Source organism: Nocardia sp. NPDC004573 (assembly GCF_053602135.1).
The window spans coordinates 512843-537922 of the sequence record NZ_JBSGDA010000001.1; the positions used below are offsets into that span (position 1 = coordinate 512843).

25 protein-coding genes are annotated in these 25080 nt (G+C 70.2%); 12 read left to right on the top strand and 13 right to left on the bottom strand.

Features of this window, described 5'->3' with window-relative positions; genetic code table 11:
- Positions 1–27: 27 nt before the first annotated feature.
- From ACWEKR_RS02535 to ACWEKR_RS02545, 3 genes are all read left to right on the top strand, one after another.
- Positions 28–1299 carry an acetoin utilization protein AcuC gene (locus tag ACWEKR_RS02535; RefSeq protein WP_452352931.1) on the top strand — a complete coding sequence of 424 codons (1272 nt, stop codon included), beginning with the start codon at positions 28–30 and terminating at the stop codon, positions 1297–1299.
- A complete protein-coding gene (locus ACWEKR_RS02540) occupies positions 1292–3964 on the top strand; it encodes a bifunctional acetate--CoA ligase family protein/GNAT family N-acetyltransferase (RefSeq protein ID WP_452352932.1) in 2673 nt (890 codons plus the stop codon). The genes ACWEKR_RS02535 and ACWEKR_RS02540 overlap by 8 nt, the downstream gene beginning before the upstream one ends.
- 152 nt (positions 3965–4116) lie before the next feature.
- Complete coding sequence (locus ACWEKR_RS02545; protein WP_452352933.1) at positions 4117–4419, top strand: DUF4333 domain-containing protein; 303 nt, start codon at positions 4117–4119, stop codon at positions 4417–4419.
- Positions 4420–4635: 216 nt separating this feature from the next.
- On the opposite strand, the gene ACWEKR_RS02550 is transcribed toward ACWEKR_RS02545, so the two are convergent.
- The 3 genes from ACWEKR_RS02550 to ACWEKR_RS02560 all read right to left on the bottom strand — a co-directional run bounded on the left by ACWEKR_RS02550 (position 4636) and on the right by ACWEKR_RS02560 (position 8134).
- Positions 4636–5604 carry a sigma-70 family RNA polymerase sigma factor gene (locus tag ACWEKR_RS02550; RefSeq protein ID WP_195083708.1) on the bottom strand — a complete coding sequence of 323 codons (969 nt, stop codon included), beginning with the start codon at positions 5602–5604 and terminating at the stop codon, positions 4636–4638.
- 195 nt (positions 5605–5799) lie between these two features.
- Positions 5800–7317: a DUF7782 domain-containing protein gene (locus tag ACWEKR_RS02555; RefSeq protein WP_452352934.1), complete on the bottom strand. Its 1518-nt coding sequence runs from the start codon at positions 7315–7317 to the stop codon at positions 5800–5802.
- Between the two features lie 73 nt (positions 7318–7390).
- Positions 7391–8134 carry a VOC family protein gene (locus ACWEKR_RS02560; RefSeq protein WP_195083706.1) on the bottom strand — a complete coding sequence of 248 codons (744 nt, stop codon included), beginning with the start codon at positions 8132–8134 and terminating at the stop codon, positions 7391–7393.
- Positions 8135–8324: 190 nt separating this feature from the next.
- On the opposite strand from ACWEKR_RS02560, the gene ACWEKR_RS02565 reads away from it, so the two are divergent.
- A complete protein-coding gene (locus ACWEKR_RS02565; RefSeq protein ID WP_452352935.1) occupies positions 8325–9629 on the top strand; it encodes an MFS transporter in 1305 nt (434 codons plus the stop codon).
- Between the two features lie 19 nt (positions 9630–9648).
- Here ACWEKR_RS02565 and ACWEKR_RS02570 read toward each other — a convergent pair whose 3' ends face one another.
- Positions 9649–10002 (bottom strand): DUF3099 domain-containing protein, encoded by a 354-nt coding sequence (locus ACWEKR_RS02570; protein WP_228829183.1) that lies wholly within the window; start codon positions 10000–10002, stop codon positions 9649–9651.
- A gap of 195 nt (positions 10003–10197) precedes the next feature.
- Here ACWEKR_RS02570 and ACWEKR_RS02575 point away from each other — a divergent pair, with 195 nt between their 5' ends.
- On the top strand, positions 10198–10434 hold the full coding sequence (locus tag ACWEKR_RS02575) for a DUF3039 domain-containing protein (protein ID WP_195083704.1): 237 nt from the start codon (positions 10198–10200) through the stop codon (positions 10432–10434).
- 6 nt (positions 10435–10440) lie between these two features.
- Here the strand turns inward: ACWEKR_RS02575 and ACWEKR_RS02580 are convergent, their stop codons facing one another.
- Positions 10441–11586 carry a YihY/virulence factor BrkB family protein gene (locus ACWEKR_RS02580; protein WP_452352936.1) on the bottom strand — a complete coding sequence of 382 codons (1146 nt, stop codon included), beginning with the start codon at positions 11584–11586 and terminating at the stop codon, positions 10441–10443.
- Positions 11587–11778: 192 nt separating this feature from the next.
- Here ACWEKR_RS02580 and ACWEKR_RS02585 point away from each other — a divergent pair, with 192 nt between their 5' ends.
- Complete coding sequence (locus ACWEKR_RS02585; protein ID WP_416382517.1) at positions 11779–13530, top strand: DEAD/DEAH box helicase; 1752 nt, start codon at positions 11779–11781, stop codon at positions 13528–13530.
- Between the two features lie 6 nt (positions 13531–13536).
- Here the strand turns inward: ACWEKR_RS02585 and ACWEKR_RS02590 are convergent, their stop codons facing one another.
- Entirely contained in the window at positions 13537–14139 is a 603-nt protein-coding gene (locus ACWEKR_RS02590; protein WP_452352937.1) for a TetR/AcrR family transcriptional regulator, read from the bottom strand.
- Between the two features lie 105 nt (positions 14140–14244).
- Between ACWEKR_RS02590 and ACWEKR_RS02595 the strand changes: the two genes are divergently transcribed.
- On the top strand, positions 14245–14985 hold the full coding sequence (locus tag ACWEKR_RS02595; RefSeq protein ID WP_452352938.1) for an SDR family NAD(P)-dependent oxidoreductase: 741 nt from the start codon (positions 14245–14247) through the stop codon (positions 14983–14985).
- On the opposite strand, the gene ACWEKR_RS02600 is transcribed toward ACWEKR_RS02595, so the two are convergent.
- A complete protein-coding gene (locus ACWEKR_RS02600; RefSeq protein WP_452352939.1) occupies positions 14986–15753 on the bottom strand; it encodes an AraC family transcriptional regulator in 768 nt (255 codons plus the stop codon).
- 55 nt (positions 15754–15808) lie between these two features.
- On the opposite strand from ACWEKR_RS02600, the gene ACWEKR_RS02605 reads away from it, so the two are divergent.
- Positions 15809–16378: a class I SAM-dependent methyltransferase gene (locus ACWEKR_RS02605; protein ID WP_452352940.1), complete on the top strand. Its 570-nt coding sequence runs from the start codon at positions 15809–15811 to the stop codon at positions 16376–16378.
- A 29-nt stretch (positions 16379–16407) separates the two neighbouring features.
- Here ACWEKR_RS02605 and ACWEKR_RS02610 read toward each other — a convergent pair whose 3' ends face one another.
- On the bottom strand, positions 16408–16962 hold the full coding sequence (locus ACWEKR_RS02610; protein WP_452352941.1) for a hypothetical protein: 555 nt from the start codon (positions 16960–16962) through the stop codon (positions 16408–16410).
- Positions 16962–18725 carry a DEAD/DEAH box helicase gene (locus ACWEKR_RS02615; protein WP_452352942.1) on the bottom strand — a complete coding sequence of 588 codons (1764 nt, stop codon included), beginning with the start codon at positions 18723–18725 and terminating at the stop codon, positions 16962–16964. Before ACWEKR_RS02615 ends, ACWEKR_RS02610 begins: the two co-directional genes overlap by 1 nt.
- Before the next feature lie 157 nt (positions 18726–18882).
- Here ACWEKR_RS02615 and ACWEKR_RS02620 point away from each other — a divergent pair, with 157 nt between their 5' ends.
- A complete protein-coding gene (locus tag ACWEKR_RS02620; RefSeq protein WP_452353094.1) occupies positions 18883–19599 on the top strand; it encodes a TetR/AcrR family transcriptional regulator C-terminal domain-containing protein in 717 nt (238 codons plus the stop codon).
- Positions 19600–19702: 103 nt separating this feature from the next.
- On the opposite strand, the gene ACWEKR_RS02625 is transcribed toward ACWEKR_RS02620, so the two are convergent.
- Positions 19703–19897: a DUF7455 domain-containing protein gene (locus ACWEKR_RS02625; RefSeq protein WP_159838275.1), complete on the bottom strand. Its 195-nt coding sequence runs from the start codon at positions 19895–19897 to the stop codon at positions 19703–19705.
- Between the two features lie 276 nt (positions 19898–20173).
- Here ACWEKR_RS02625 and ACWEKR_RS02630 point away from each other — a divergent pair, with 276 nt between their 5' ends.
- Positions 20174–20533, top strand: a complete 360-nt coding sequence (locus tag ACWEKR_RS02630; protein ID WP_324198008.1) for a DUF952 domain-containing protein — start codon at positions 20174–20176, stop codon at positions 20531–20533.
- Here ACWEKR_RS02630 and ACWEKR_RS02635 read toward each other — a convergent pair whose 3' ends face one another.
- Together ACWEKR_RS02635 and ACWEKR_RS02640 are read right to left on the bottom strand one after the other, a co-directional pair.
- Positions 20534–21181, bottom strand: a complete 648-nt coding sequence (locus ACWEKR_RS02635; RefSeq protein WP_452352943.1) for a response regulator — start codon at positions 21179–21181, stop codon at positions 20534–20536.
- On the bottom strand, positions 21178–22347 hold the full coding sequence (locus tag ACWEKR_RS02640; protein ID WP_452352944.1) for a sensor histidine kinase: 1170 nt from the start codon (positions 22345–22347) through the stop codon (positions 21178–21180). Before ACWEKR_RS02640 ends, ACWEKR_RS02635 begins: the two co-directional genes overlap by 4 nt.
- A 111-nt stretch (positions 22348–22458) precedes the next feature.
- Between ACWEKR_RS02640 and ACWEKR_RS02645 the strand changes: the two genes are divergently transcribed.
- Both ACWEKR_RS02645 and ACWEKR_RS02650 read left to right on the top strand, forming a co-directional pair.
- Positions 22459–22941: a cation:proton antiporter regulatory subunit gene (locus ACWEKR_RS02645; protein ID WP_159838050.1), complete on the top strand. Its 483-nt coding sequence runs from the start codon at positions 22459–22461 to the stop codon at positions 22939–22941.
- Position 22942: 1 nt separating this feature from the next.
- Positions 22943–24127: a cation:proton antiporter gene (locus ACWEKR_RS02650; protein WP_452352945.1), complete on the top strand. Its 1185-nt coding sequence runs from the start codon at positions 22943–22945 to the stop codon at positions 24125–24127.
- On the opposite strand, the gene ACWEKR_RS02655 is transcribed toward ACWEKR_RS02650, so the two are convergent.
- Positions 24128–24886, bottom strand: coding sequence for a rhomboid-like protein (locus ACWEKR_RS02655; RefSeq protein WP_452352946.1), 759 nt, complete (start codon positions 24884–24886; stop codon positions 24128–24130).
- Between the last annotated feature and the right edge of the window lie 194 nt (positions 24887–25080).

Here is a 25080-nt window from a genome sequence, read left to right on the forward strand (position 1 = left end):
TGCTTGCTTCCCGCTAGCGTTGCGATCATGGCCACTGCACCGCGCGGCGAACCGCGGACGCCGATCCCGCCCGCACCGAGCAGGCCCGCGACGGTCGTCTGGACCGAACGGTTCCTGGATTACGCCTGGACGCCGGAGCATCCGATGCAGCCCGCTCGCCTGAAGTTCACCATGGCGCTGGCGCAGAGCCTCGGCTTGCTCGAGGGTGTCGAACTGCTCGAACCCGCCGAGGCAGGCCGCCCGGAGCTGCTGCGCATCCACACGCCCGACTACCTCGAGGCGGTGGAACGCGCCGTGCCGCCGGTGGGTTCGCCGGCCGCCCCGCCCTACGGCCTCGGTTCCCCGGACAATCCGGTGTTTCCGCGCATGCACCAGGCCGCGTCCACGATCGTCGGCGGCACCCTGGCCGCGGCCAGGGCGATCGCGGAGGGGCGCAGCAAGCGAGCGGTGAGCATCGGCGGTGGCATGCATCACGCGATGCCCGATTCGGCGGCGGGTTTCTGCGTGTACAACGACCCGGCGGTGGCCATCTCCTGGCTGCTGGACCACGGTTTCGACCGGATCGCATACATCGACGTGGACGTGCACCACGGCGACGGCGTGCAGCACGCTTTCTACGCCGACCCCCGGGTGCTCACCATCTCGCTGCACCAGCATCCGGCCACCCTGTGGCCCAATACCGGTTGGCCGGAGGAGACCGGCGTGGGCGCGGGGGAGGGCACCGCGATCAATCTGCCGCTGTTGCCAGGCACCCGGGATGCGCAATGGCTACGCGGTTTCCACGCCGTGGTGCCCGGCGCGGTGGCGGCGTTCGGGCCGCAGATCGTGGTCAGCCAGTGTGGGGTGGACACCCATCGCGAAGACCCGCTGGCCGATCTGGAACTCACCGTAGACGGACAGCGCGCGGCCTTCCTCGCCATGCGCGACCTCGCCGATCGGTATGCCGAAGGTCGCTGGCTTGCCGTCGGCGGTGGCGGGTACGGCCTGGTCCGCGTGGTGCCGCGGGCCTGGACCCATCTGCTGGCCACCGCGTTGGACCGGACCGTCGACCCCGCGACGCCGATACCACAGGATTGGATCGACACGATCCGCGCGGCGGCGCCGCGAGCCGACCCGCCGCGCACGATGGGCGAGGGCGGCGACGTCGCTTACCGTCCGTGGGACGGCCCCGGCGGCACCGGCGAGACCGGTGACGCGCGGGTCGACCGCGCCCAACGTGCCGTCGACATGGCCGTGCTGGCCACCCGCCGAGCGACTTTCGGGTTGCTGGGACTGGACCCGGAGGACCCTCGTGACTGACTTTCCCGATACTGCGGACACCCCTGCGACCCCCCCTCCGCCGCCGCAGCACTGGTTCGCGGACGTGCTGGCCTCCGACGGGGGCGTCGTCCGGCTGCGGCCGATCACACCGGACGACGCCGAGCGCCTGCAGGACTTCCACAGCGCGCTGTCGGATCGCACCAGGTACCTGCGGTATTTCGGGCCGTATCCCCGGATTTCGCCGAAGGACCTCTACCGCACCACGCATGTCGACTATCACGACCGGGTCGGGCTGGTGCTGGAACTGGGTGAGGCGATCGTGGCGGTGGGCCGCTACGAACTGCTGGAGCGGGACGGGCCGCGCGCCGCGGAGGTCGCGTTCGTAGTGGCCGACGGGCACCAGGGGCGCGGGCTCGGCTCGATCCTGCTGGAGCACTTGGCCGGCGCCGCCGCCGAGAACAAGATCGAGACCTTCGTCGCCGAGGTACTCGCGGAGAACACCGTGATGGTGACGGTGTTCCGGGACGCGGGCTATCAGGTCGAGCGCAGCAGGGACGGCTCGGTGCTGCACCTCGAATTCGCCATCGACCCCACCGAAGCGCTGCTGTCGGTGCGTGATTCGCGCGAACGCGCCTCGGAGGCGCGCAGCGTGGGCAATCTGCTCACCCCGCGGTCGGTCGCCGTGATCGGGGCCACGCCGGCGACGGGGCGCGTCGGCGGTGCGGTGCTGTCGAATCTGCTGTCGGGCCTGTTCCAGGGGCCCGTGTTCCCGGTGAACCCGAACCGCAAGTCGGTGCGCGGGGTCCGGGCCTACGCGACGGTCCGGGAAATACCCGACGAGGTCGATCTCGCCGTGGTCGCGGTGCCGCCCGCGGCGATCGGATCCGTGCTCGACGACTGCATGGCCAAAGGGGTCAAAGGGCTTGTGGTGCTGACCGCGGGTTTCGGCGAGACCGGCGAGGAGGGTTCGGCAGCCGAACGGGAACTCGTGGCGGCCGCGCGTGGTCACGGTATGCGCGTGGTCGGGCCGAGCGCGCTCGGCATCGCGAACACCGACCCCGCGGTCGCCATGAACGCGACGCTCGCCACGGTGCTGCCCGGGCGCGGGCGGATCGGATTCTTCTGCCAGTCCGGACCGCTGGGCGCGGCCATCCTGGGTGAGGCGGCGGCGCGCAATCTCGGGTTGTCGACGTTCGTGTCGGCGGGTAACCGCGCCGACGTCTCCGGAAACGACCTGCTGCAGTACTGGGACAGCGACCCGGACACCGATGTGGTGCTGCTCTACCTGGAGAGCTTCGGCAATCCGCGCAAGTTCTCCCGGATCGCGCGCCGGGTCGCCCGGACGAAACCGATCGTCGCGGTGAGCAGCGGCCGCTCGGTCGCCCAGCCCGCGGGGGACATGGACCGTTCGATCGTGCGGGATCTGTTCGCCCAAGCGGGCATCGTTCAGGTCGACTCGATCTCCGAACTGTTCGACTGCGCAGCCCTGCTGGGCTACCAGCCGCTGCCGCGCGGCTCACGGTTGACGGTCGTCGGCAACAGCACGGCACTCAACTGGCTGGCCGTCGACGCGGCGCAGGGGGAGGGGCTCGAGGTCGCCGAGCCGGTCAACCTTGGACCGCAGGCGACGCCGGGCGCGTACCTGGACGCACTGGTCGCGGCTCTGCGGTCCGACGAGACCGATGCCGTGATCGTGGTTTTCGCTCCCCCGGTCCCGCTGCCGACCGCCGGTTTCGCCGACGCCATCCGCGCGGCGGCGGCCGCGGTACCCGAGGCGGGGAAACCGATCCTCACCACGTTCGTGGCCGAACAAGGGATTCCGAACCTGCTCGCCGTGCGCGGCCCGGGAGCCGCGACGGCGCACGGGTCGATACCGTCGTATCCCGATCCCGAACGCGCCGCACGGGCTCTGGCCCGGGTCCGGCGCTACGCCGAATGGCGCACCAGACCTGTGTCGCCGGTGGTGCGGCCGCAGGGTATCGACACCGACCGCGCGCGCCAATTGGTGGCCGACTGGATGGCCGGGTCGGGTGGTCGCCGGCTCACCGATCTGGAGACGGTGGAACTGCTTGCCTGCTATGGGATCTCGGTCGTGGAATTCCGGGAAGTGCGCAATGCCGAGGAGGCGGTCGCGGCGGCGGAGGAACTCGGCTATCCGGTGGCGGCCAAGGCGACCGGCGAACACTGGCGGCGCAGACCGGATCTCACCGGTGTCCGGCTCGATCTGTGGCGACCGGAAGCGGTGCGGCAGGGATACGCGGACCTGGCGGAGTTGTGCGGTGACCCCGTGTTGCACATCCAGAAGATGGCCACCAAGGGTGTCGGCTGCATCCTGCGAGTGCAGGACGATCCCTCGTTCGGCTCGGTGATCGAGTTCGGCTTGTCCGGGCTGATCATCGAGTTGCTCGGTGACCGCGCCTATCGTGCGCTGCCGTTGACCGCCGACGAGGCGACGGCCCTGATCGACGCACCGCGGGCCGCGCCGCTGCTGTCGGGGACCCCGGCGAGCCCCCGCGTGGACAAGGCGGCCCTGGCCGAACTGGCCCAGCGCATTTCGGCTTTGTTCGATGATCTGCCGGAGATGCGGGAGTTGTCCTTCGACCCCGTGCTGGCCTCGCCGACTTCGGCGGAGATCCTCTACGCACGCGGCCGTATCGGCCCGGAGCCGAGCCGGTTCGACACCGGTCCGCGTCGGCTGGGGTGAGTATTTCCGGTCCCACGGTATGCCACCAGGTGGGTGGCGCGGCTGAGCCGTCGGCTCGCACACGTCACCTGGGGGACGGTCGCTAACGGACGATCGCGCTCAGCACGATCTGGGGATGCCACATTCGTCCTGGAAGGAAGGCCGTCTCGCACATGAAAATCCGTAGCCTCGCCCTGTTGTCGCTGCTCGCAGCGGCGCTCACCGCGTGTTCGGTGAGCATCGGCACGCCGAAGGTGCAGGAGGCCGACCTGGAGAAGTCGGTCAAGGACTCGCTCACCGAGAAGGTGGGGCAGGAGCCCGACTCGATCGATTGCCCCGGCGATCTCACCGGGAAGGAAGGGACGACCATGCGCTGCACGCTGACCGCCGGTGGCGACACGCTCGGTGTGCTGCTCACGGTGACCTCGGTCGACGGCGAAACCGTCAAGTACGACATTGCGGTGGACCAGAGCTGAGCCTGCACGTCAGGGGAGACAACACCGCGCCTGCACGTCAGGGGAGACAACACCGCGCCTGCACGTCAGGGGAGACAACACCGCCGACCGGCTCGCGCGACACCCGGAGGGGACGGGTACGCGCGCTGACCGGTCGGCGCGGGAAGGTGACCCCGGCGGAAGGGTCACCGAGCCGAACACCGGCGCTGTCTGGGAGCGTCCGGCGCCGGGAGGTGATCAGCTGGCGTAGGCGCGGAGCCGGTCGGCCCGCTCGCCCTTGCGCAGCTTCGCCATGACTTCACGCTCTATCTGACGCACCCGCTCGCGGGACAGACCGAAGAGCTTGCCGATCTGGTCCAGCGTGCGCGGCTGCCCGTCGTCCAGGCCGAAACGCAGCCGGATGACCTGCTGTTCGCGCTCGTCCAAGGTGGCGAGCACACTGCGGACATCGTGGTGCAGCAGACCGGCGATGACCGCGGACTCGGCCGAGGTCGCCTCGGAATCCTCGATGAAATCGCCCAGCGGCGCCTCTTCGTCGTTGCCGACGGGCATATCCAGGCTCACCGGGTCGCGGCTGTGGTCGAGCAGATCGGAGATCTTGTCGACCGGAATGCCGGATTCGGTGGCCAATTCCTCGTCGGTGGCCTCGCGTCCGAGCTGCTGGTGCAGTTCACGCTTGATCCTGGCCAGCTTGTTCACCTGCTCGACGAGGTGGACGGGCAGCCGGATGGTGCGGCTCTGGTCGGCCATGCCGCGGGTAATGGCTTGCCGGATCCACCAGGTGGCGTAGGTGGAGAACTTGAAGCCCTTGGCGTAGTCGAACTTCTCCATGGCCCGGATCAACCCGAGGTTGCCCTCTTGGATCAGGTCCAGCAGCGGCATGCCGCGGCCGGTGTAACGCTTGGCGAGCGAGACAACGAGACGCAGGTTGGCTTCCAGCAAGTGGGACCGGGCGGCCTGACCGTCGCGCACGATGATCGCGAGATCACGCTTGCGGGTCGCCGACAGTCGCTTGCCGGTCTCCAGCAAATACTGCGCGTAGAGGCCCGCCTCGATGCGCTTGGCCAGCTCGACCTCGTCCGCAGCGGTGAGCAGCGCGGTGCGGCCGATCCCGTTCAGGTACACGCGTACCAGGTCGGCGGCAGGGCTCTGAGCGTCGATGTCCGAATCGCTGGTGCGCACACGAGTGGTGGCGGGGCTTGTCATGACTTGCCTCCTGTCGGTGGTGTCTCACTCCGATAAACGGACCCGACAGGAAGAAAGTTCCCCGTTACGGCTCGCGTAAACCGCTCTGAGCAGCGGTTTTCGCCCCTCTCGTCTGAGAAGTTCCTGAGAAGCACCGCAGTGGGGGGACGTTCCCCGGCCAGGGCCTGCACCGGCCGGCGCGCGGTTGTCGTGCGCTCACACGGGCTCGATCAACCCGTGCCGCACCAGCCCGGTGACCACGGACAACGCGTCGGCGGCGAACTCGGCGCCCACCTCGTCGGATCCGTGGGCGAGCGCCAGCAGTTCGATCAGCTCGTACAACGGCAGGCCGTCGGCGCGCATTCCCGCCAGCAGCGAGATAGTGACCTCATCCACTTCGTGCTGCCAGCGGGGCCCGTCGCCGCGATGCAGCCGCGCCACCTCGGGCGTCCACCCCTCGACGCCGGGCAGATACACCCGCTCCAGCGCGGTCGCCGGGTTCACGGCGAAACGTGAAGACCAAGCGAGGTTTTCGTCCGCGGCGACCGCTCGCAGCCAGGCCGAGCGCTCGAAGTACCGCACGGCCTCCTCGCCGAGCGGATCGTCGAAACCATGGGTGAGATCCTCGGCGAGCAGTTCGGTCGGCCCGTCGATGGCGCGCAGGTAGACGAACCCGAATCCGATTCCCTCCACCTCGGCGGCCTCGAAGGCGTCCAGCCAGCGCTCGGCGCGAGCCTGCGCGTCCGGATCCCGCGGGTCCGCGCCCGCGTCCCGCAGCCAGGTGCCCACATACAGTGCGGGGTCGGCCACGTCCCGTTGCACCACCCAGGCATCCACGCCGTGCGCGGGCAGCCAAGACGAGACCCGTCCGCGCCAGTCCTCGTCCTCGACATGGGCCCACGCGGCCAGCATGGCCGCCGTGCCACCTGCGACGAGCAGGTCGGCGGCTTGGGAGATCACCAACTTGCTCGCGCCGTCGAGCGCGAGGCCGGAATCGCGATAGGTGTGCTCGATACGCCCCGGGCCCACCACGAAAGGCGGATTGGCCACCACCTGGTCGAAGCGCCTGCCCCGCACGGGCTCGAACCAGGAACCCGCCACCAGTTCGACGTCCAGCTCGTTGAGCGCCGCGGTGGCCTCGGCCAGCCACAACGCCCGGGGGTTCACGTCGGTGGCGGTGACGCGCTGTGCGTAGGAGGCGGCGTGCACCGCCTGCACACCGCAACCGGTGCCGAGGTCGAGCACGGTGCCGACCGGCCGGGTGGGCGTGGCCCGCAGCAGCGAGAGGGAGGCGTGGCCGACGCCGAGGACGTGATCCTCGGTCAGGGTGCGGCGGCGCATCGAATCGTCGAGATCGGACAGGACCCAGCGCGTGCCCGCGCCCGCGTCCAGCGGCCGCAGGTCGAGCGCCGCCCGCACCTGGTCGCCGTCGCGATCCAGCAGCCCCGCGGCGACCGCATGGTCGATTTGTACGGGCGCCAGCGCCGTGGCGACCTCCCGCTCGGGCAGGGCGTCGCCGAGCAACAGCAGGCGGATCAGCGTGCCCAGTTCGCCGGCCGCGCGTGCGGCTCGCCGTACCGGCACCGGCTCCGAGCGCCCCAACGCCGCATGCGCGTCGCCCAGTGCCGCGAGCAGGGTGTCGGCGTCGTAGCCCACCCTGGTCAGTGCGGTCCGCAGATCCGGGCACAGCGCGGTGAGCAGCGATCCGGTGGTCGTCGTTCGGTTCGTAGGCACACCGGTACTCTGCCACCGCTGCCGCCGGGTGCCGATCGGGTGGCCGCGGTGTCCCGGCCGCGGACGGGTTCGATCAGACTCCGCTGGGGTCGCGGCCGGTGACGCAGTACAGCGCGTCCCCCGGATCGCTGAGGACGATCCAGTGCTCGTGTCGTTCCACCACGGTCGCGCCGAGCGACTCGTGCCATGCGGCGGTCGCTTCGACATCGCTCGCGGCCAGGTCGACATGGGCGCTCGTCGGGCGGTCCTCGCCGAGGCGCTGCAACAGCAGGTGCGCGGGAAGCTGGGTGTCCGCGGAGCGCAGCCGGGCGAATTCCGGCCGCCTCCCCGGTTCGTAGGTCCATCCGGTCAGCAGCTTCCAGAAGCGGGTCTCCACCTCGTGGTCGGTGGGGCCGATATCGAGGCACACCTGGTCCAGCCGCGACAACGTGCCGTCCGGGGCACGCACCGCCGGCGCGGGCGTGCTCGTCGCGCGACCGCTGGGCGTCAGGCAGAACGTCTGGCCGCCGGGGGAGCGCAGCACGGCGTAGTCCGGATGGTTCGCGACCAGTTCGGCACCCAGGCCGAGTGCGGTGCGAACGGCAGAGGGGATGTCGTCGACGTCCAGGTCGAGGTGCACACCGCCGAGCCCGGTCACCGCCTGCATCTTGACGCCGGCGGCGGCGAACAGCGCGGGGTCGGGCAACAAGGTGAGGAATTCGTCGTTCGCGCCGCGCCGAGCGGAGAGCTCGGTGCCGGTGACCGTGGACCAGAACTTCGCGCAGTCGTCGAAACGCTGCGTCGGGCGGTCCAGGAAGACCCAGATCCACCGAATCATGTTCACTCCTCTCTTGTCGCCCACGACGAACCGGGTCCGATCGGTCGGGTGCGCGAGGCTCGATGCGACCCTAGGTACGCGTGCCCGCGTTGTCGAGAAAATACCGCCGCGTCCGCGTTTGGCAGGAATTCGGCGGTATGTGACATTCCAGCCACTCGTTGCGTGAGCATGATTCCGGCACGCTCGTCGGGTGACCGAACTGCAGACGCCACCCCTGATTCCCCTCGACGCCGCGCCGCGCCGCCGCTTGCATCCGGCGTGGCTGGTCGCGGGCATCGGCTTCGTCGCGCTGCTGGGCGCTGCCGGATTCCGGTCGGTGCCCAGCGTCCTGATGGATCCGCTCCACGACGAGTTCGGCTGGTCGCACGCAACGATCGGGACCGCCGTCTCGTTGAATCTCCTGCTGTACGGGTTGATCTCGCCATTCGCCGCCGCGCTGATGGATCGGTTCGGCATCCGCCGGGTAGTGGCCTGCGCCCTGCTGCTGGTCGCGGCGGGCAGCGGGCTGACGGTGTTCATGTCCAGGCCGTGGCACTTGGTGCTGACCTGGGGGCTGCTGGTCGGAATCGGCGTGGGATCGATGTCGATGCCGTTCGTCGCCACGATCACCGGCCGGTGGTTCGTGCGGCAGCGCGGTCTGGTCACCGGCGTGCTCACCGCCGCGGGCGCGACCGGACAGTTGATCTTTCTTCCGGTGGTGTCGGCGCTGGCGCAGGCGCACGGCTGGCGAATGCCGTCGCTGATCGTCGCGGGCGCGGCGCTGGCCGTGGCGCCGCTGGTGCTGCTGTTCGTCCGGGACTATCCGAGCGACCTGGGCGTGCGCGCGTACGGCGCCGCGCCGGACAGCGCAGTGGGTCTCCGGGTCCCCGCCGCCGGTGGCGCGTCGCGCGCGCTCACGGTGCTCGCCGCGATCGCCCGCCGTCCCGGATTCTGGCTGCTCGCAGGCGGATTCGCGGTCTGTGGCGCGTCGACCAACGGGTTGGTCGGTACCCATTTCGTCACCGCCGCGCACGACCACGGCATGCCGCCCACCACCGCGGCGAGCTTGCTGGCCGTCGTCGGCGTCTTCGATGTCGCGGGAACCATCGCCTCGGGCTGGCTGACCGACCGGATGGATCCGCGCTACCTGCTGATCGGCTACTACACGCTGCGCGGGCTGTCGCTGCTGATCCTGCCCGCACTGCTCGGGCCGGACACGCGGCCGAGCCTGTGGGTGTTCATCGTCTTCTACGGCCTGGACTGGGTGGCCACGGTGCCGCCGACGGTCGCGCTGTGCCGCGAACTGTTCGGCGCCGACGGTCCCGTCGCGTTCGGCTGGGTGTTCGCCGCCCACCAGATCGGCTCCGCGGTGGCGGCCACCGGCGCAGGCGTCATTCGTGACGTCCACGGCGACTACGACCTCGCCTGGTACGTCGCGGGCGGCCTGTGTGGCGCCGCCGCTGTGATGTCGGCAATCATCCGCCGTGTTCCGGCACCGGCCCCTGGCGTGCGGTGAGCCGGCCTCGCCGGAGCCGTCAGTTGTCGATGGCGTTGTGCGGGCGCGACTCGATGGCCGTGCGCGGCCGGTCCCAGCGGCTGGGTTCGTCCTTTCGGCGCGGCGGGCGATCGTTCGCGATCAGCACCGCGATCCACGGGAGCGGGATCGACGCGACGATGATCAGGATCGACAACAGGGGATTGCCGAACGCGCTGTAGGCGACCGCGGCGAGGACCAGGCACGGTATGCGGAACGCCATGATGATCGTGTATCGGCGCACGCGAGCGCGGTGCTGATCCTCCAGCGAAGGCGCCGCCTCGGTGATCAGCGCCGGATGTTTGTCGTCATTGCCTGGGAAGTATCCGGGGGAACGGCGGGGCTGCGTCGGCATCGTCACGTCGGGGTGCTCTTCGCGGTCGCGGCCGTCGGCGGATGGGGAATCGCCGTTCTGCTGCATACCCCGAGTCTTCCACTCGTGGTCCGGGTGCGCACACTCCGCGGTAGGGTTCCGCTCCGGAATCGTTGGTGACCCGGGACGCGCCACCGTGGTCGACCCGGTTTCTCCTGATGGGGCATCATGGAATGCGTGAGCACCGACACCATGGTTCGCCCCGATACGACGACCGACGAGACGACGGGCGACGACACCCCGAAGTTCTTCCACTACGTGAAGAAGGACAGGATCGCCGAGAGCGCCGTGATGGGCACCCACGTGGTCGCGCTGTGCGGCGAGGTCTTCCCGGTGACCCGCTCGCCCAAGCCCGGTTCTCCGGTGTGCCCGGAGTGCAAGAAGGTCTACGACGGCCTACGCAAGGGCGACTGACGGGTCCTACTCGCCTGGCGCGGACCCCGCTTTTCGCAGATCGAGCACGGCGCGCGAGCCGTGGGACCCGGCCTCGCCACGGTCCGTGGCGGCCTCGTCCGGGCCCGCCGCGTCCTCGTCGTCGGCGCCGTTCTCGCCGCGTACCTGGTTGGCGATCCATTCCTTCACCTGCTCCATGCGCGTCGCCCGGGCGGGCCAGAACTCCTGCACTGCCGCGTTGAACTCCGCGCCCAGGATCACCGCGAAACCCAGAAAGAACGTGAACAGCAGGAACGCGATCGGCGTCGCCAGCGCACCGTAGGTGACGCCCGTGCGGGTGACCCAGGACAGGTAGCGGCGCAGCACGTCGCTGGCCGCCATGAAGAAGACCCCCGCCACCAGCGCCCCGCCGAAGAGACGGTGCCAGGGCAGCGAGGTGTGCAGCGCCAGCTTGTACAGGGTGGTCAGCCCGACGATCAGCAGCAGGCCGACGCCCGGGTAGTAGAAGAAATCGAGCAGTTGCAGTCCGGTCGCCCGCCACGCGCCGGGCAGCACCCGCCCGATCAGCGTCGGCCCCAGCGCCACCAGCGGCAGGATGAACACCGCCGCCACCAGGAACAGCACGTACAACAGCAGGGCGAAGATGCGCTGCCACACCGGGTGCCGTGCGTCCTGCTGGTCGTGCGCCTCGACGATCGAGTCGACGAAGGTGGCCATCGCCGACGAACCGGCCCACAGCGACAGCACGAAACCCACCGACACCACCGCGCCGCGCCCGCGTCCGAGGACGTCCTGGACCGTCGGCTCGATCAGGTCGGACACCACGTTGGCGCTGAACAGGTCCCGGCTGAACGCGATGATCTTGGACTCGACGATCTGCACCGTGTCCGGGCCGAACCACCCGCCGACGTAACCGAGGCTGCCGAGCACCCCGAGCAGCAGCGGAGCCAAGGAGAGCGTCTGCCAGAACGCCGCCGCGGCCGATTTGGCGAAGATGGAATCCGCCCAGGCCTTCTGTGCCACGCGCACGATCAGCTCCGCGGCCCGTTTTCCCGCCACCGAGGCCCGCGCGCCCACGCGGTCGGCCCATCCAGGGGTGCGCACGGCGGCGGCGCGGGTCGACGGTGCGTCGGTCCGCGGCGGATCGCCCGGGAGGGCGCGGTGCTCGGTCATCGTGCTTACAGCATCGCGCACTTCGGCGATCCGCATCGGGCTGTGCACGCGACGTGTCGGTGCGCGTCGGGTGAACACCCAGCATCCCGGCCGGCGGCTGTGTGACGCCCATCGCGACCGCCGCGTCGGTTTGGCGACACGCCGTGCCGGGCCGCTAGGGTCGTCTGCGTGACTGGGTCGGGTGGCGCCGCTGTGGCGGGAGAAGCGGAGACGCCGGGCGATTCGACAACGGTGAGCACCGCCGTCGGCGGCTCCCTCCGCGCCTGGCAGCGACGTGCGCTGACGAAGTATCTGGCCACCAAACCGCGGGACTTCCTCGCCGTGGCCACCCCCGGCGCGGGTAAGACCACCTTCGCGCTGCGCGTGGCCGCCGAACTGCTGGCCGACCGCACGGTGGACCAGATCACCGTGGTCGCGCCGACCGAGCACCTCAAGCACCAGTGGGCGCAGTCCGCCGCGCGGACCGGTATCGCGCTGGACTCGCGGTTCTCCAACTCGACCGGCGGCACCTCGGGGGACTATCACGGTGTCGTGGTCACCTACGCCCAGGTCGCCGCGCACCCCTCGCGCCATCGCGTGCGCACCGAGAATCGCCGGACGCTGGTCATCCTCGACGAGATCCACCACGCGGGAGACGCGAAGAGCTGGGGTGACGCGACCGCCGAGGCGTTCGGCGACGCCACCCGCCGCCTCGCGCTGACGGGTACCCCCTTCCGCAGCGACGACAGCCAGATTCCGTTCGTCGTCTATGAGCCCGACGAGTCCGGTTTCCCGAAGTCCCGCGCCGACCACACCTACGGCTACGCCGAGGCCCTGGCCGACGGAGTGGTGCGGCCGGTGGTCTTCCTGGCCTACTCCGGCGAGGCGCACTGGCGCGACAGCGCGGGCGAGGAGTACTCCGCGCGCCTCGGCGAGCCGCTGAACGCCGAGCAGACCGCGCGGGCCTGGCGAACGGCGCTCGACCCGGCGGGCGATTGGATCTCCGCCGTGCTGCGCGCCGCCGACATCCGGCTGCGCCAGAAGCGCGCCTCCGGCATGCCCGACGCGGGCGGCCTGGTGATCGCCACCGACCAGGACCGTGCCCGTGACTACGCCGAACTGCTGGAACACATCTCGGGGGAGAAGCCCGCGCTGGTGCTCTCCGACGATCCGGCCTCCTCCAGCCGCATCGCCGAGTTCAGCAGGAGCACCCAACCCTGGATGGTCGCGGTCCGCATGGTGTCCGAGGGCGTCGACGTCCCGCGCCTGGCCGTCGGGGTGTACGCGACCAGCGCCTCCACCCCGCTGTACTTCGCGCAGGCGATCGGGCGGTTCGTGCGCGCCCGCAAGCCCGGCGAGACCGCGACCGTGTTCCTGCCGTCGGTGCCGGTGCTGCTGGATCTGGCCGCGCAGCTGGAGTTGCAGCGCGACCATGTCATCGGCAAACCGCACCGGGAGAAGAACGGCCTCGACGACGAACTGCTGATCGAGGCGAACAAGCAGCAGGACGAGCCGGGCGAGCAGGAGAAGTCGTTCGTCGCGCTGGCCGCCGACGCCGAGCTCGACCAGGTGATCTACGACGGGTCCTCGTTCGGCACCGCGACCTTCGCCGGCAGCGACGAGGAAGCCGACTATCTGGGAATCCCGGGGTTGCTGGACGCCGAGCAGATGCGCGCGTTGTTGCGCGAGCGGCAGGCCAAGCAGGTCGTCGAGCGCAGCGTGCCCGCGCCCGTCCCCGATCCCGGCGCCCAGGTGGCCGGCGCGGCGGAGCGCGTCGCCACAGCCGATCGGCTCGGCGAACTGCGGCGCGAGCTCAACAGCCTGGTGGCGATGCATCACCATCGCACCGGCAAGCCGCACGGGGTGATCCACGGCGAGCTGCGCCGCGAGTGCGGCGGGCCGCCGACCGCGCTGGCCTCGGCCGATCAACTCAACGAGCGCATCGCCGCGTTGCGCCGGAAGTAGCCCGCGTCAGCCGGCCGGGGCGGGCCAGGCGGCCATGGCACAGTCGATGGACGCGGTGAGTTCCGCCGGCGACGCCCCGTCCCGCGCCTGGATGGACAGTCCGTAGAGGACCGTGGTGTAGAAACCGGCCAGCGCCGCGCTGTCGGTGCCTTCCGGGAGGTCGCCGTCGGCGACGCCGCGTTCGAGCCGTCGCCGGATGTCTTCGGTCGTCGCTCGGCGCTTGTCGACCAGGAAGTCGCGGATGCTGGTGTTGCGTGTGGTGTAAGTGGAGCCGGCGAGCACGACCATGCATCCGTGCGGCTTGTTCTCCTCGGTGTAGGCCCTCGCGTTGTCGCGCAGCATCGCCTCCACAGCCGCCCGTGCGGTCGGCTCCTCGCGCAGCGCGCGGGCGGTGTAGCCGCCGTCGGTATGCCCGTAGAGTTCGACCGCCGCGCGGAACAACTCCTCCTTGCCGCCGAACGCGGCGTAGAGACTGGGCGAGTTGATCCCCATCGCGGCGGTGAGGTCGCTCATCGAGGCGCCCTCGTAGCCGTGCTCCCAGAACACCTCCATGGCGCGGCGCAACGCCTCGGCGCGATCGAAGGCGCGCGGTCGTCCACGTCCAGCCATCCCGACCCTTTCTGTGTCGATCGTTAAATATACCCCTTGACATCGGTGCGGCGAATGCGCTTGGCTATTTATGTATTGATCGACACAAAATTTGAGGAGTAACCGATGTCGGAGCTGATGGGCAAGGTCGCGCTGGTCACCGGGGGTAGCCGCGGGATCGGAGCGGCGATCGCGCGCCGCCTCGCCGCCGCGGGCGCGGACGTGGCGCTGACCTACCAGCATGCCGAAGGGCAGGCGAAGACGGTGGTCGGAGAAGTCGAGGCACTCGGCCGCCGAGCCGTCGCGATCCGGGCCGACAGCGCCGACGCCACGGCCGTACGCGCCGCGGTGGACCGTGCCGCGTCCGAACTCGGCGGGCTGGACATCCTGGTCAACAACGCGGGGATCTTTCCGGCGAAGCCGTTCGAGGAGTTCACCGTCGCCGAGATCGACAACGCGCTCGGCGTGCACGCCCGTGCCGCGTTCGTCGGCGCGCAGGCCGCGGTCGCGCACATGACCGACGGCGGACGGATCATCAGCATCGGCACCAACCTCACCGATCACGCGCCCTTCGACGGTGTGACGCTCTACAACCTCAGCAAGTCCGCCCTCAACGGCTTCACCAAGGCGCTGGCGCGCGAACTGGGCCCGCGTGCGATCACGGTGAACCTCGTGCAGCCCGGCTCCACCGACACCGACATGAACCCCGGGGACGGCGCCCACGCGCAGCGGCAGCGGGAGTTGACCGCGCTGGGCCGCTTCGGCGCCGCCGACGATGTCGCGGCCACGGTGGCCTTCCTGGCCGGTCCGTCCGGGCGCAGCGTGACCGGCGCGTTCCTCACCGTGGACAGCGGCACCAACGCCTGATCAGCCGCTGAAATACCGTCCCGGCGAGACCCCGACGGACCGCCGGAACGCCGCGACGTAAGCGCTCGGCGTCCGGTAGCCGACCCGGCCGGCGATCCGGGCGATCGGCAGGCCCGCGGCGAGCAGCGGCAGGGAAGCGGCAAGCCGGATCTGCGTGCGCCAGTGGGCGAAACCGAGACCGGTTTCCGAGACGAACAACCGGGCCAGGGTGCGCGGGCTGGTCGCGACGTCGGCGGCGAATTCGGCGAGCGTCCTCGGGTCTGCCGGGTCGGCGGCGAGGGCGTCGGCCACCCGCCGCGCCCGCGGATCGGCCGGTAGGTGGGCGCCGATCGGGATCACCTCCACTGGCTCCAGCAGATCGAACACCACCGCTTCCGCGCGCGCCCGCCGCTCCCGGGTGGTGTCGGCCGTGGTGAGCAGGTCGAACAGTTCGTGCAGGAGCCGGGTCACGCGCAACATGGTCGGCGCGCGGAAATCCACCGCGCACCGGCCGGGGTCGAGGAAGATGCCGCGCATCGCCGCGCCGTCGGACGTGCCGGTGCGGTGCGCGATGCCCGCGGGGATCCACAGCGCCCTCGTCGGCGGCAACACCCAGCGACTGTCGTCCACCTCGACCGCGAGGACCCCGCGGGAGGCCCAGGCGATCTGGTGTTGCGGGTGCTCGTGCAAGCCGAACCAGTGCCCCGCGGGCAGCACGCCGACCCCGAACACCATGGCCGTCGCGCCGGTCGGGGCGGGATGGACCTCGGCGTGGCCGTTCTGCGACACAGTTTGTCACCGTAGCTTGTCGTGCCCGGCGCGATCCGTTCCTAGCGTGGCAGGCATGGCGATGAACATCTTTCACCGATTGCTGTGCCGCTCGTCGATGTGGGAGAAGACCAGCGCGACGCGCATTGTGCCGTGGGCACTGTGCGGCCTCGACCTCGGCTCCGACACTGTGGAGATCGGTCCCGGTTACGGCGCGAACGTGTCCGCGTTGCTGGCTCGCACCTCCGCGCTCACCGGTGTCGAGATCGATCCGGTGCTGGCCGCGCGGTTGCGCGACCGACACGGCGCGGCGATGACGGTGATCGACGGCGATGGAGCCGAGATGCCGCTGCCCTCGGGCCGATTCGACTCCGTGGTCTGCTTCACGATGCTGCACCACGTGCCGACGCCCGGTAGGCAGGACGCGGTGTTCACCGACGCTCTGCGGGTACTGCGCCCGGGCGGCGTGTTCGCGGGCAGTGACGGGCTCGACGGCCGGATGTTCCGGCTCATGCATCTCGGCGACACGTGCGTGCCCGTGCCACCGGAGACGGCCGCGGACCGGCTGCGCCGGATCGGCTTCACCGACGTGGAGATCGACACCGGCGCAGCGAGTTTTCGCTTCCGGGCACGGCGGCCGGAGTGAGGTCCTCATGGGGCGTACGGGATCGCCGTTCAGCCGGGCGTCGTCGTGAAGAAACGCTGCGGATCCAGCGCACTGATCGGCGTCCACCGTGCCTGTGGTGCGGACGCGTCCGCATCCCGGGGCACGGCGTCGAAATAGCCCTGAATCGCCAACCCTAGTCGCGGATCCGCGTCGACTTGCCGAGCCATCTCGTAACAGACGGCCAAGACGTGCACGCACCGTGCCTTGCGTGCAGTGCACGAGCAGTCGGCGCCCGCGAGAACGGGCGCGAGCGAGATCCCGGCCGCCGTCATCGCGTGGTGCATGTCGTCGGTCAGCACGGTCGTGTCCGGCGCGATCCCGGCGACGGCGGTGATCGTCTGCCGGGACAGCGGCGCGACCTCCACGTGAGTCACCGACGCCTGCCCGCCGCGGTGGATGGTGGCTCGCACCACCCGGCCCTCGACGGTGGCCCGAACGCCGTTGTTCCGGGCGATGCTGCGGGCGCGGGGCAACAGCGGGTCCGGCCTGGTCTGGCGCAGCGGCTCGGCCAGCCGCACCCAGTCCATGCCCCACGCTGTGTAACCGAATTCGTTGTCGGCCATCAACTCTCCCTCTTCCGGCGCAAGATCTCGAGCAACTGGTCGTCGTCCAGCGCGGCCAGCGCCGCGATGCCCGCCGCGTCGCCGAGGTCGCGCAGCGCGGCCTTGCGGTCGTGCATGCCCGCGATGTGCTCCTCCACGGTGGTGGTGGAGGTGAGCGTGGTGACGGTGACCGTGCGGGTCTGGCCGATCCGGTGCACCCGATCGGAGGCCTGTGCCTCCACCGCGGGATTCCACCACCGATCGAAGTGGACGACGTCGGCCGCGCGGGTCAAGGTGAGCCCGGTGCCCGCCGCGCGCAGGCTGAGCACCAGGACCGGTGGCCCGTCCTCGGCCTGGAACCGGGTGACGATCTCGGCGCGCTCGGCCTGCGACAGCCCACCGTGGAAGAACGGCGCGGTCACCCCGAACCGGTCGGCCAGATGCCGGACGAGCAACTCACCGGTCTGCCGGTACTGGGTGAAAATCAAGGTGGGACTGTCGGTTTCGAGATTGGTGGCGATGATGTCGGTGCACAGGTCGAGTTTTCCGGACCGGCCGGTCAACTCGTCGAGGTCGCCGGTGATCAGGCCGGGATGGTTGCACACCTGCTTGAGCGCGGTCAGCGTCGCGAGCACGCGGCCGTGGCGCTCGATGCCCGTGCCGAACCCGTCGTCGACGGCTTTGTCGAGTAGCTGGTCGTAGAGCCGCTCCTGCTCGGCGGTGAGGTCGCAGAGCAGGTCACTGTGGATCTTCGCGGGAAGGGCCGCGGCGACTTGGCTCTTCGTCCGGGCCAGCACAACCGGTTCGATGGTGTCGCGCAACCGCGCCGCGGCGGCCGCCGACCCCTCGTGGATCGGTCGTACGAAACGCCGCCGGAACTGCGTCCGGTGCCCGAACAGCCGGGGTGCCACCAGGTGCAGCAGGGCCCACAACTCGTCGAGATGGTTCTCCACCGGCGTGCCCGTGAGCGCGACCGTCGCGGCCGCGCCGATCCCGCGCGCGGCCTTCGCGACCTGGGTGCGGGGATTCTTCACCGCCTGCGCCTCGTCGAAGACGGCCGTCGCCCAGTCCTGCTGCGCCAGCCCTTGCCCGTGCAGCCGCAAGGTCGGATAACCGGTGACGACGACGGTGCCGGCGTCGGCGGCGACGGTGCCGCCACGCCAGACGACCACGCGCAGCCCCGGCGCGAACCGGCCGATCTCGTGTGCCCAGTTGCCGACCAGCGAGGTCGGGCACACCACCAGTTGCGGGCCTGCCGCGGCCCGGTCGAGCAGGAAACCGATGGTCTGGACGGTCTTGCCGAGACCCATCTCGTCGGCGAGCACCGCGCCGCCGTGGGCGGCCACCGTTTCGCGCAGCCACCCGACCCCACGGGCCTGGTAGGGCCGCAGCCGCGCTTTCAACGTCGCCCGCAGCTCCGCGGTGACCGCCTCGGTGTCGTGCAGGACGCGCAGCGCGCGTTGCGCGGAGACGACCGCGGTGCCGGACGCGTCCGGCACCGCGTGCGCCGCGATGGGCAAGGCGACGGCATCCGTGTCGAGCGGATCCCCGTCCGGATCGGCGAGTACGGATCGCACGATCCGCTGCCAGGACAGGACCGACTCGCCGGGCTGCTCGGGCGTCGAGTCGGCAAGCGTCTCGGCGTCCACCAGGACGGCGTCGACCTCGGCGACCGCGAGGGCTCCGTCCGCGGCCGGGACGGCCAGCACGACGGTCTCCGGGTCCCCCGGACCGGCCGGGAGCGGGCCGGTGGTGGTTCCCGTCCAGGACCAGACCGCGAACATGTGCCGATCGGGCAGGTATGTGGCTTGTGTGCTGGGCAGGACGCACCCCTCAGATCAACGTATGGTGTACGGAGTACTGTAACAACGTACACCGTATCGAATTGATTCCGAGGAGCCGGTGAGCGAGGACAGCACACTCGACCAGGCCAGGCGGCTGATGAGCCTGCTGTGGCGGCGCGAACTTCCACCGCGTCCGGTGGGACGCGGTCCGAAGCAGACCGTGAGCGTCGACGCGGTGGTCGCGGCGGCGGTCGCACTCGCCGACCGCGAGGGCTACGACAAGGTCTCCATCCGCACGGTCGCCGCCGAACTCGGGCTGCGGCCGATGGGTCTCTACACCTATGTGCCGAGCAAGGACGCGCTGACGGTCCTCATGGTCGACGCGGTCGCCGACGAGGATCCGCCCATACCCGGCGATCTGCCGCCGCGCGAGCGGATGGCCGCCGTGGCCAGGCAGGTCCGCGCGGAACTCGTCGCACACCCCTGGCTGCTCGACGTCCCGCCGTGGCGGCTGGTGCTCGGGCCGGGGCGGATGCGCCGCTACGAACGGCAGCTCGCCGCGATCGACGGACTCGGCCTGCCGGACGTGGTGATGGACCGGGTGATCGCCGTGCTGGCGGAGTTCGCCACCGGGAACGCCCGCATGGCGGTGGCCGCGGCGAGAGAGACCGGGCGGATGAGTGACGCGCGGTGGTGGGAGGTGCACGGCCCGCTGCTGGCCGAGGTCATGCCGCCGAGCCGTTTCCCGCTGTCGTCACGCGTCGGCGCCGCGGTCGGTGAGCTGTACCAGGCGCCCGCCGACCCCGATGGCGCCTTCGAGTTCGGCCTGGCCAGGCTGCTGGACGGCATCCTCGGCGCGGTGCCGGGAAACTGAACGCCCCGGACACGCCGGCAGCGGGCGACCTATGGGTCGCCCGCTGCCGGTGGAAACGGTGTTCTGTTGTCCGATGCTGTTGTGTCAGGACGCGAGGAGCAGATCAGAGCGTGGGAGCGGACTCCGTGTCGATCACGGCGTCCAGCTCACGCAGCCGATCCATGTGTTCGTTCGCGTGGTGCTGGCAGAAGAGCAACTCTCCACCCGCGGGCAGTACGGCGCGCACTCGAGCGGCCGCCCCGCAGCGGTCGCAACGATCGACCGCGGTCAGTGGGGTGCTTGTCAGGGTTCCTGGCATGACTCCTCCGTCCTGGCTCCCGGTCCCGACGACCGTTCACCTGGTGTGGGGCCCGTGGTCACTCACCACGAGCTCGCTACCGCTACTTCCCAGCAGGGGTATGACTACTCTGTCAGACGTTCGGGACGGGGGACTTTGTTCCCGCGTATGAAGCAGTGTGTTTTCGATAACACGACCAGGGATTTCGCTACGGGCGAACGCCACAGGTCATGCCGTCGATGTGCACTGCGTCACACCCTCGATCGACCGATCCAGTTGTCTACCGGGAGATTACCCGTGACCTATGACACTCACACGCTTGTTCACCTATGCACTTTGGACGAATGGCTTTCCGCTCGGCAAACGGGGGAGTACCGTGCGCCCTCGCTCACCGAGGCAGGGTTCATCCATCTCTCCACGCCCCAGCAGGTGCACCTGCCCGCAAACCGCTTGTTTCGCGGACGGCGTGATCTCGTGCTGCTGCGTATCGACGCCCGCCGCGTGGGTTCGCCCATCGAATGGGAGCCGGGCGTCCCCACCGACCCGGAATCGATGCTCTTCCCGCATCTGTACGGCCCCTTGCCGGTGGCCGCGGTCACCGGAGTCGAGGAGTACCCGCCCGAGCCGGACGGGAGTTTCGCCCCACGCACGGCGTGATCATCGGTCCCGGATCTCGCGCGCCACGATGGCGGCCTGAACCCGCGACCGCACACCGAGTTTCGACAGCACCCGGGACACGTGCGTCTTCACGGTCGTCTCGCCGATGAACAACCGGCGCGCGATCTGCGCGTTGGACAACCCGTCGCCGAGACAGTCGAGCACTTCGCGTTCTCGTTCGGTGAGTCCGTGGAGCCCCGCGGGAGCCGGTCGCGTGCCGGTGCCGTTCGACGAGGCGAACGCCGCGATCACCGCTCGCGTCACTTCCGGAGCCAGCACGCCGTCACCCGCCGCCACCGCGCGCACCGCCTCGACCAGGGCCCGTCCCGACGTCGATTTCAGCACGAACCCCGAAGCACCCGCCCGCAGCGTGCGAAAGACGTAGTCGTCCAAGTCGAAGGTGGTCAGAATCAACACCGCGGCCAGACCGTCCGCGGTGATCCGCTCGGTGGCGGTGATGCCGTCCACCCCCGGCATCCGCACGTCCATCAGCACCACCTGCGGCCGCAGCGCTTTCGCCTGCGCCACCGCGACATCGCCGTCGGCCGCCTCGCCGACCACCTCGATGTCGTCCTCGGCCTCCAAAATCATCCGCAGCCCGGCGCGGATCGCCGCGTGGTCGTCGGCGATCACCACCCGAATGGTCATGCGGCGTCCATGGATCCGAGCGGCAGTCTGGCCAGAACTTCCCAGCGGCCGGAATCCGTTCCGGCATGCAGGCTTCCGCCGAGCGCAGCGGCACGCTCACGCATATTGGCCAGACCACGCCCGGCTCGATCCGTCGCGCCGGATGGCCGCGGCCCGATCCGGTTGCGAACGGATATGGTGAGCATCCCCTCCTCGGTGCGCACGTCGATGCAGACCTCCTGTCCCGGTGCGTGTTTCATGGCGTTGGTCATAGCTTCCTGAACGATCCGATAGGCGGCCTGGCCGACCGCACTGGGCAGCGCTGCGCCGGTCGGCGATTCGCGTATCAGCACCGAAACCCCTGCGGCGCGGGCGGCGTCCACCAGGATCGGCAACTGCGCGAGCGTGCGGGGTGCGGCGACCTCCGCCGCGGCGTCGTCGCTCCGCAGCAATCCGATCATGGTGCGCATCTCCTCCAGCGCACTGACGCTGTCGGCCCGGATGGACCGCATGATCCCGGCCACCGCGGGGTCGGCTGTGCGGCGGTCCAGTATTCCGAGCGCCGCCTCCGAGTGCAGCGCGATGGCCGACAGGTGCCCGGCGATCACATCGTGCAGGTCGCGCGCCATCGTGGTGCGCTCGTCGGTGACGGCCGCGCGCCGGTCGAGTTCGGCGACCAGGGTCAGCGCCTGGGCGCGGGCGCGCTCGGCGTGCGCCATCTCCTTGTGCGTGCGTACGGAATTCGCCCACCAGATCGGTGTCGCGACGAAACTGAACACCGCCACCAGGGCGAGCGACACCGCACGCGGGTCGCCGGTCAGCGCCAGAACCAGGACAACGAGGACGCCGGAGAGCGCAAACCAGGACAGTGCCGTGATCCGCGCGTTCCGGCGCCCGGAGTACAGCACAGCGGCGTAGATCAGGTCGGCGTAGATGATCCACACCGACACGGTGGCGCCGAGGCGGATGTCCATCGCCAAGGGGACCAGTCCGCCCAGCATGGCGGCGACCGGTGCGCGGCGCCGGGCGAACGTCGCCAGGCACAGCACGGCGAGCACACCGAACCGCACCCACAACGACACCTGCTCGCCCCGGTCGGTCATCGTCGACAGGCCGGTGAGATAGAGCGCCGCGCCGCCGGCGAACGCGATCACCGCGCCCAGCGCGTCCCGCGTCCGCTCCGGCAAATCCGACCACCGCCGCACGCCTCCATCACAGCACAGCGCATGCGACGCGCCATCGGCCGAAGTGATGACCGATCCGTTCGCGCACGCGGTGATCCGGCTAATCTGGAGGGCGTGAACGTCGACGTCACCGCACTACCCGGCATCGGGGTCCGTAAGGACTTCGAAGTGCGTTCCGGTCGCCGAATCGGCGTGGTCGCCCACCGCGACGGTGATATCGACCTGATCGTCTCCAAGCTCGACGATCCCGACGCCTGTGCCGCGCAGATCCCGCTCACCACCGACGAAGCAGCGGTCCTGGCCAACCTGCTCGGCGCGCCGCAGTTGGTCGCCAAGCTCAACGACGACCACCGCGACATGCCCGGGATCACCACGCGCCAGCTGCCGATCGGGGACGACTCGCCGTACGACGGCCGCACCCTCGGCGAAACCGAGATGCGCACCCGCACGAAGGTCTCCATCGTCGCGGTCATGCGGGCCGGGCAGTTGCATCCCTCGCCCGGCCCCGATTTCACCTTCACCGCGGGCGACCTGCTCGTAGTCGTCGGCACTCCGGAGGGCTTGGATGCCGCCGCGAAGATCTTGACGCACGGCTGACGTGACGGACACCGCGCTCGCCCTGATCGAGCTCGGAGCGGTTCTTTTCGTTCTCGGCATGCTGGGTCGTGTCGCAGGCCGTGTCGGGATGTCGCCCATCCCGCTGTACCTGCTCGGTGGTGTCGCCTTCGGTCAGGGCGGTCTCATCGAACTGCGGGCCGCTCATGACTTCGGCCACGTGGCCGGTGAGATCGGCGTGGTGCTGCTGCTGTTGCTGCTCGGCCTGGAGTACACGGCCGCGGAGCTGGTCACCGGGCTGCGTCGTTCCTGGCCCGCGGGTGTGGTGGACATCGTGGTCAACGCGTCGCCCGGCGCGGTGGTGGCGCTGATGCTGGGCTGGGGCCTCCCCGGCGCGATCACGATGGCGGGTGTCACCTACATTTCGTCGTCGGGCATCGTGGCGAAAGTCCTCGACGATCTCGGCCGTCTGGGCAATCGCGAGACGCCGGTGATCCTGTCCATCCTCGTATTCGAGGATCTGGCGATGGCGGTCTACCTGCCGATCCTCACCACGGTGCTGGCCGGCCTGAGCTGGATCAGCGGGCTGCGCGCCCTGGCGGTGGCCCTGCTCACCATCACGCTGGTACTCGCGGTGGCGCTGCGCTACGGGCGGTATGTGTCAGCGATCGTGGACAGCGCCGACCGCGAGGTGTTCCTGCTCACGCTGCTCGGCGCCGCGCTGCTGGTGGCGGGCGCCTCCTCGGCGCTGAGCGTATCGGCCGCGGTCGGAGCGTTCCTGCTCGGCATCGCGATCTCCGGTTCTACCGCGCACGCGGCGGCGAAAATGCTCGAGCCGCTGCGCGACCTGTTCGCGGCCATCTTCTTCGTGGCCTTCGGGTTGAACACCGACCTGCGAGCGATCCCGCCGGTGCTGGGCTGGGCGATCCTGCTGGCGGTGATCACCGTGGTGACCAAGGTGGCGACCGGGTGGTGGGCCGCCGCGCGCGAGGGCATCCGGCCACTGGGCCGGGCCCGCGCGGGTGCGGCCCTGGTCGCGCGCGGCGAATTCTCCATCGTCATCGCGGGACTGGCAGTGAGCGCGGGCGCGATGGACGGTCAGCTCACCGCGCTCGCCTCGACGTACGTGCTGCTGATGGCGGTGCTCGGCCCGATCGCGGCGCGCGTGGTCGAGCCGGTGGCCGGGGTCCTGCAGAGCCGTGGCCGCCCCGAACCGCAGGTTTCCTGATCAGTCCTGGGCGGCCTTGCGCGTCGCGATCCGTTCCAACCGGTGCCAGAACAGGGCGGCGATCGCGCCGACCGCCAGTCCGATGGCGGCGGCGCACAGATGGCCGTAGTCGGTGAACGTCGGTTCGATCCACAGCGCCGCACCGAGCGCGACGAGGATCGCCGCCGCCCACACCAGCCGTACCCTGCCCCGGAACCGGAACGCCAGCGCCGCGAGCACGGCCGAGAACCCGTAACTGGTACCGACATCCGCGGCGACGGCCACCCGGAAGGGGATGACGCCGCGGTCGATGGCATGGGCGATGCCGGTGACGGTGAGCAGCGTCGCCCCGATATGCCCGGTCGCGAACAGCAGAATCCAGCGCGCCGTGCCCAGCCAGCGCTCCGCATAAGCCATGACGACCAGGAAACCGGCGATGGCCGTCCAGGGAAACCCGCCTTCGGTCCAGAACGCGGACGCGACCAGCACCTGAACCGGGTTGTGCCGCATGTTGTACAGATTGGTCGACGCCGAGAAGATCAGCCTGCGCTCGACCGAGTCCCCGACCCCGCGCAACGTCCACCACGTGACGAACAACGTGAACGCGTAGGCGGTGCTGGCGGGCGCGGCGCCCAGATGGGCCCGGATCGCAGGCAGCATCCGCCGCGGCAATCCAGGACGGCGCAGCCAGGCCAGGGTGTCACGCAACTCGGCGCGCAGGTCGACGGTCCGCGTCCAAGGTGAGCGCGGCACGCGCGGAGTCGAGGTCGAGGCAACCACTCCGCAAGTCTGCCGTGCCTGGTGCGAGTTCGCCGTGCCCCTGCCGACAGGGCCGCCCGTCGGGCCGAGAATGCGGGCCGGAGTCTCGACACCCACGCGCGGAGCAGGCTTCCCGGAAAAGCGCGACGCCCGCATTCGCCGGCCGCTGGAAAGATTCGAGCGGCACGACGAAGGCGGGCGTCGAGGCGAGGCGA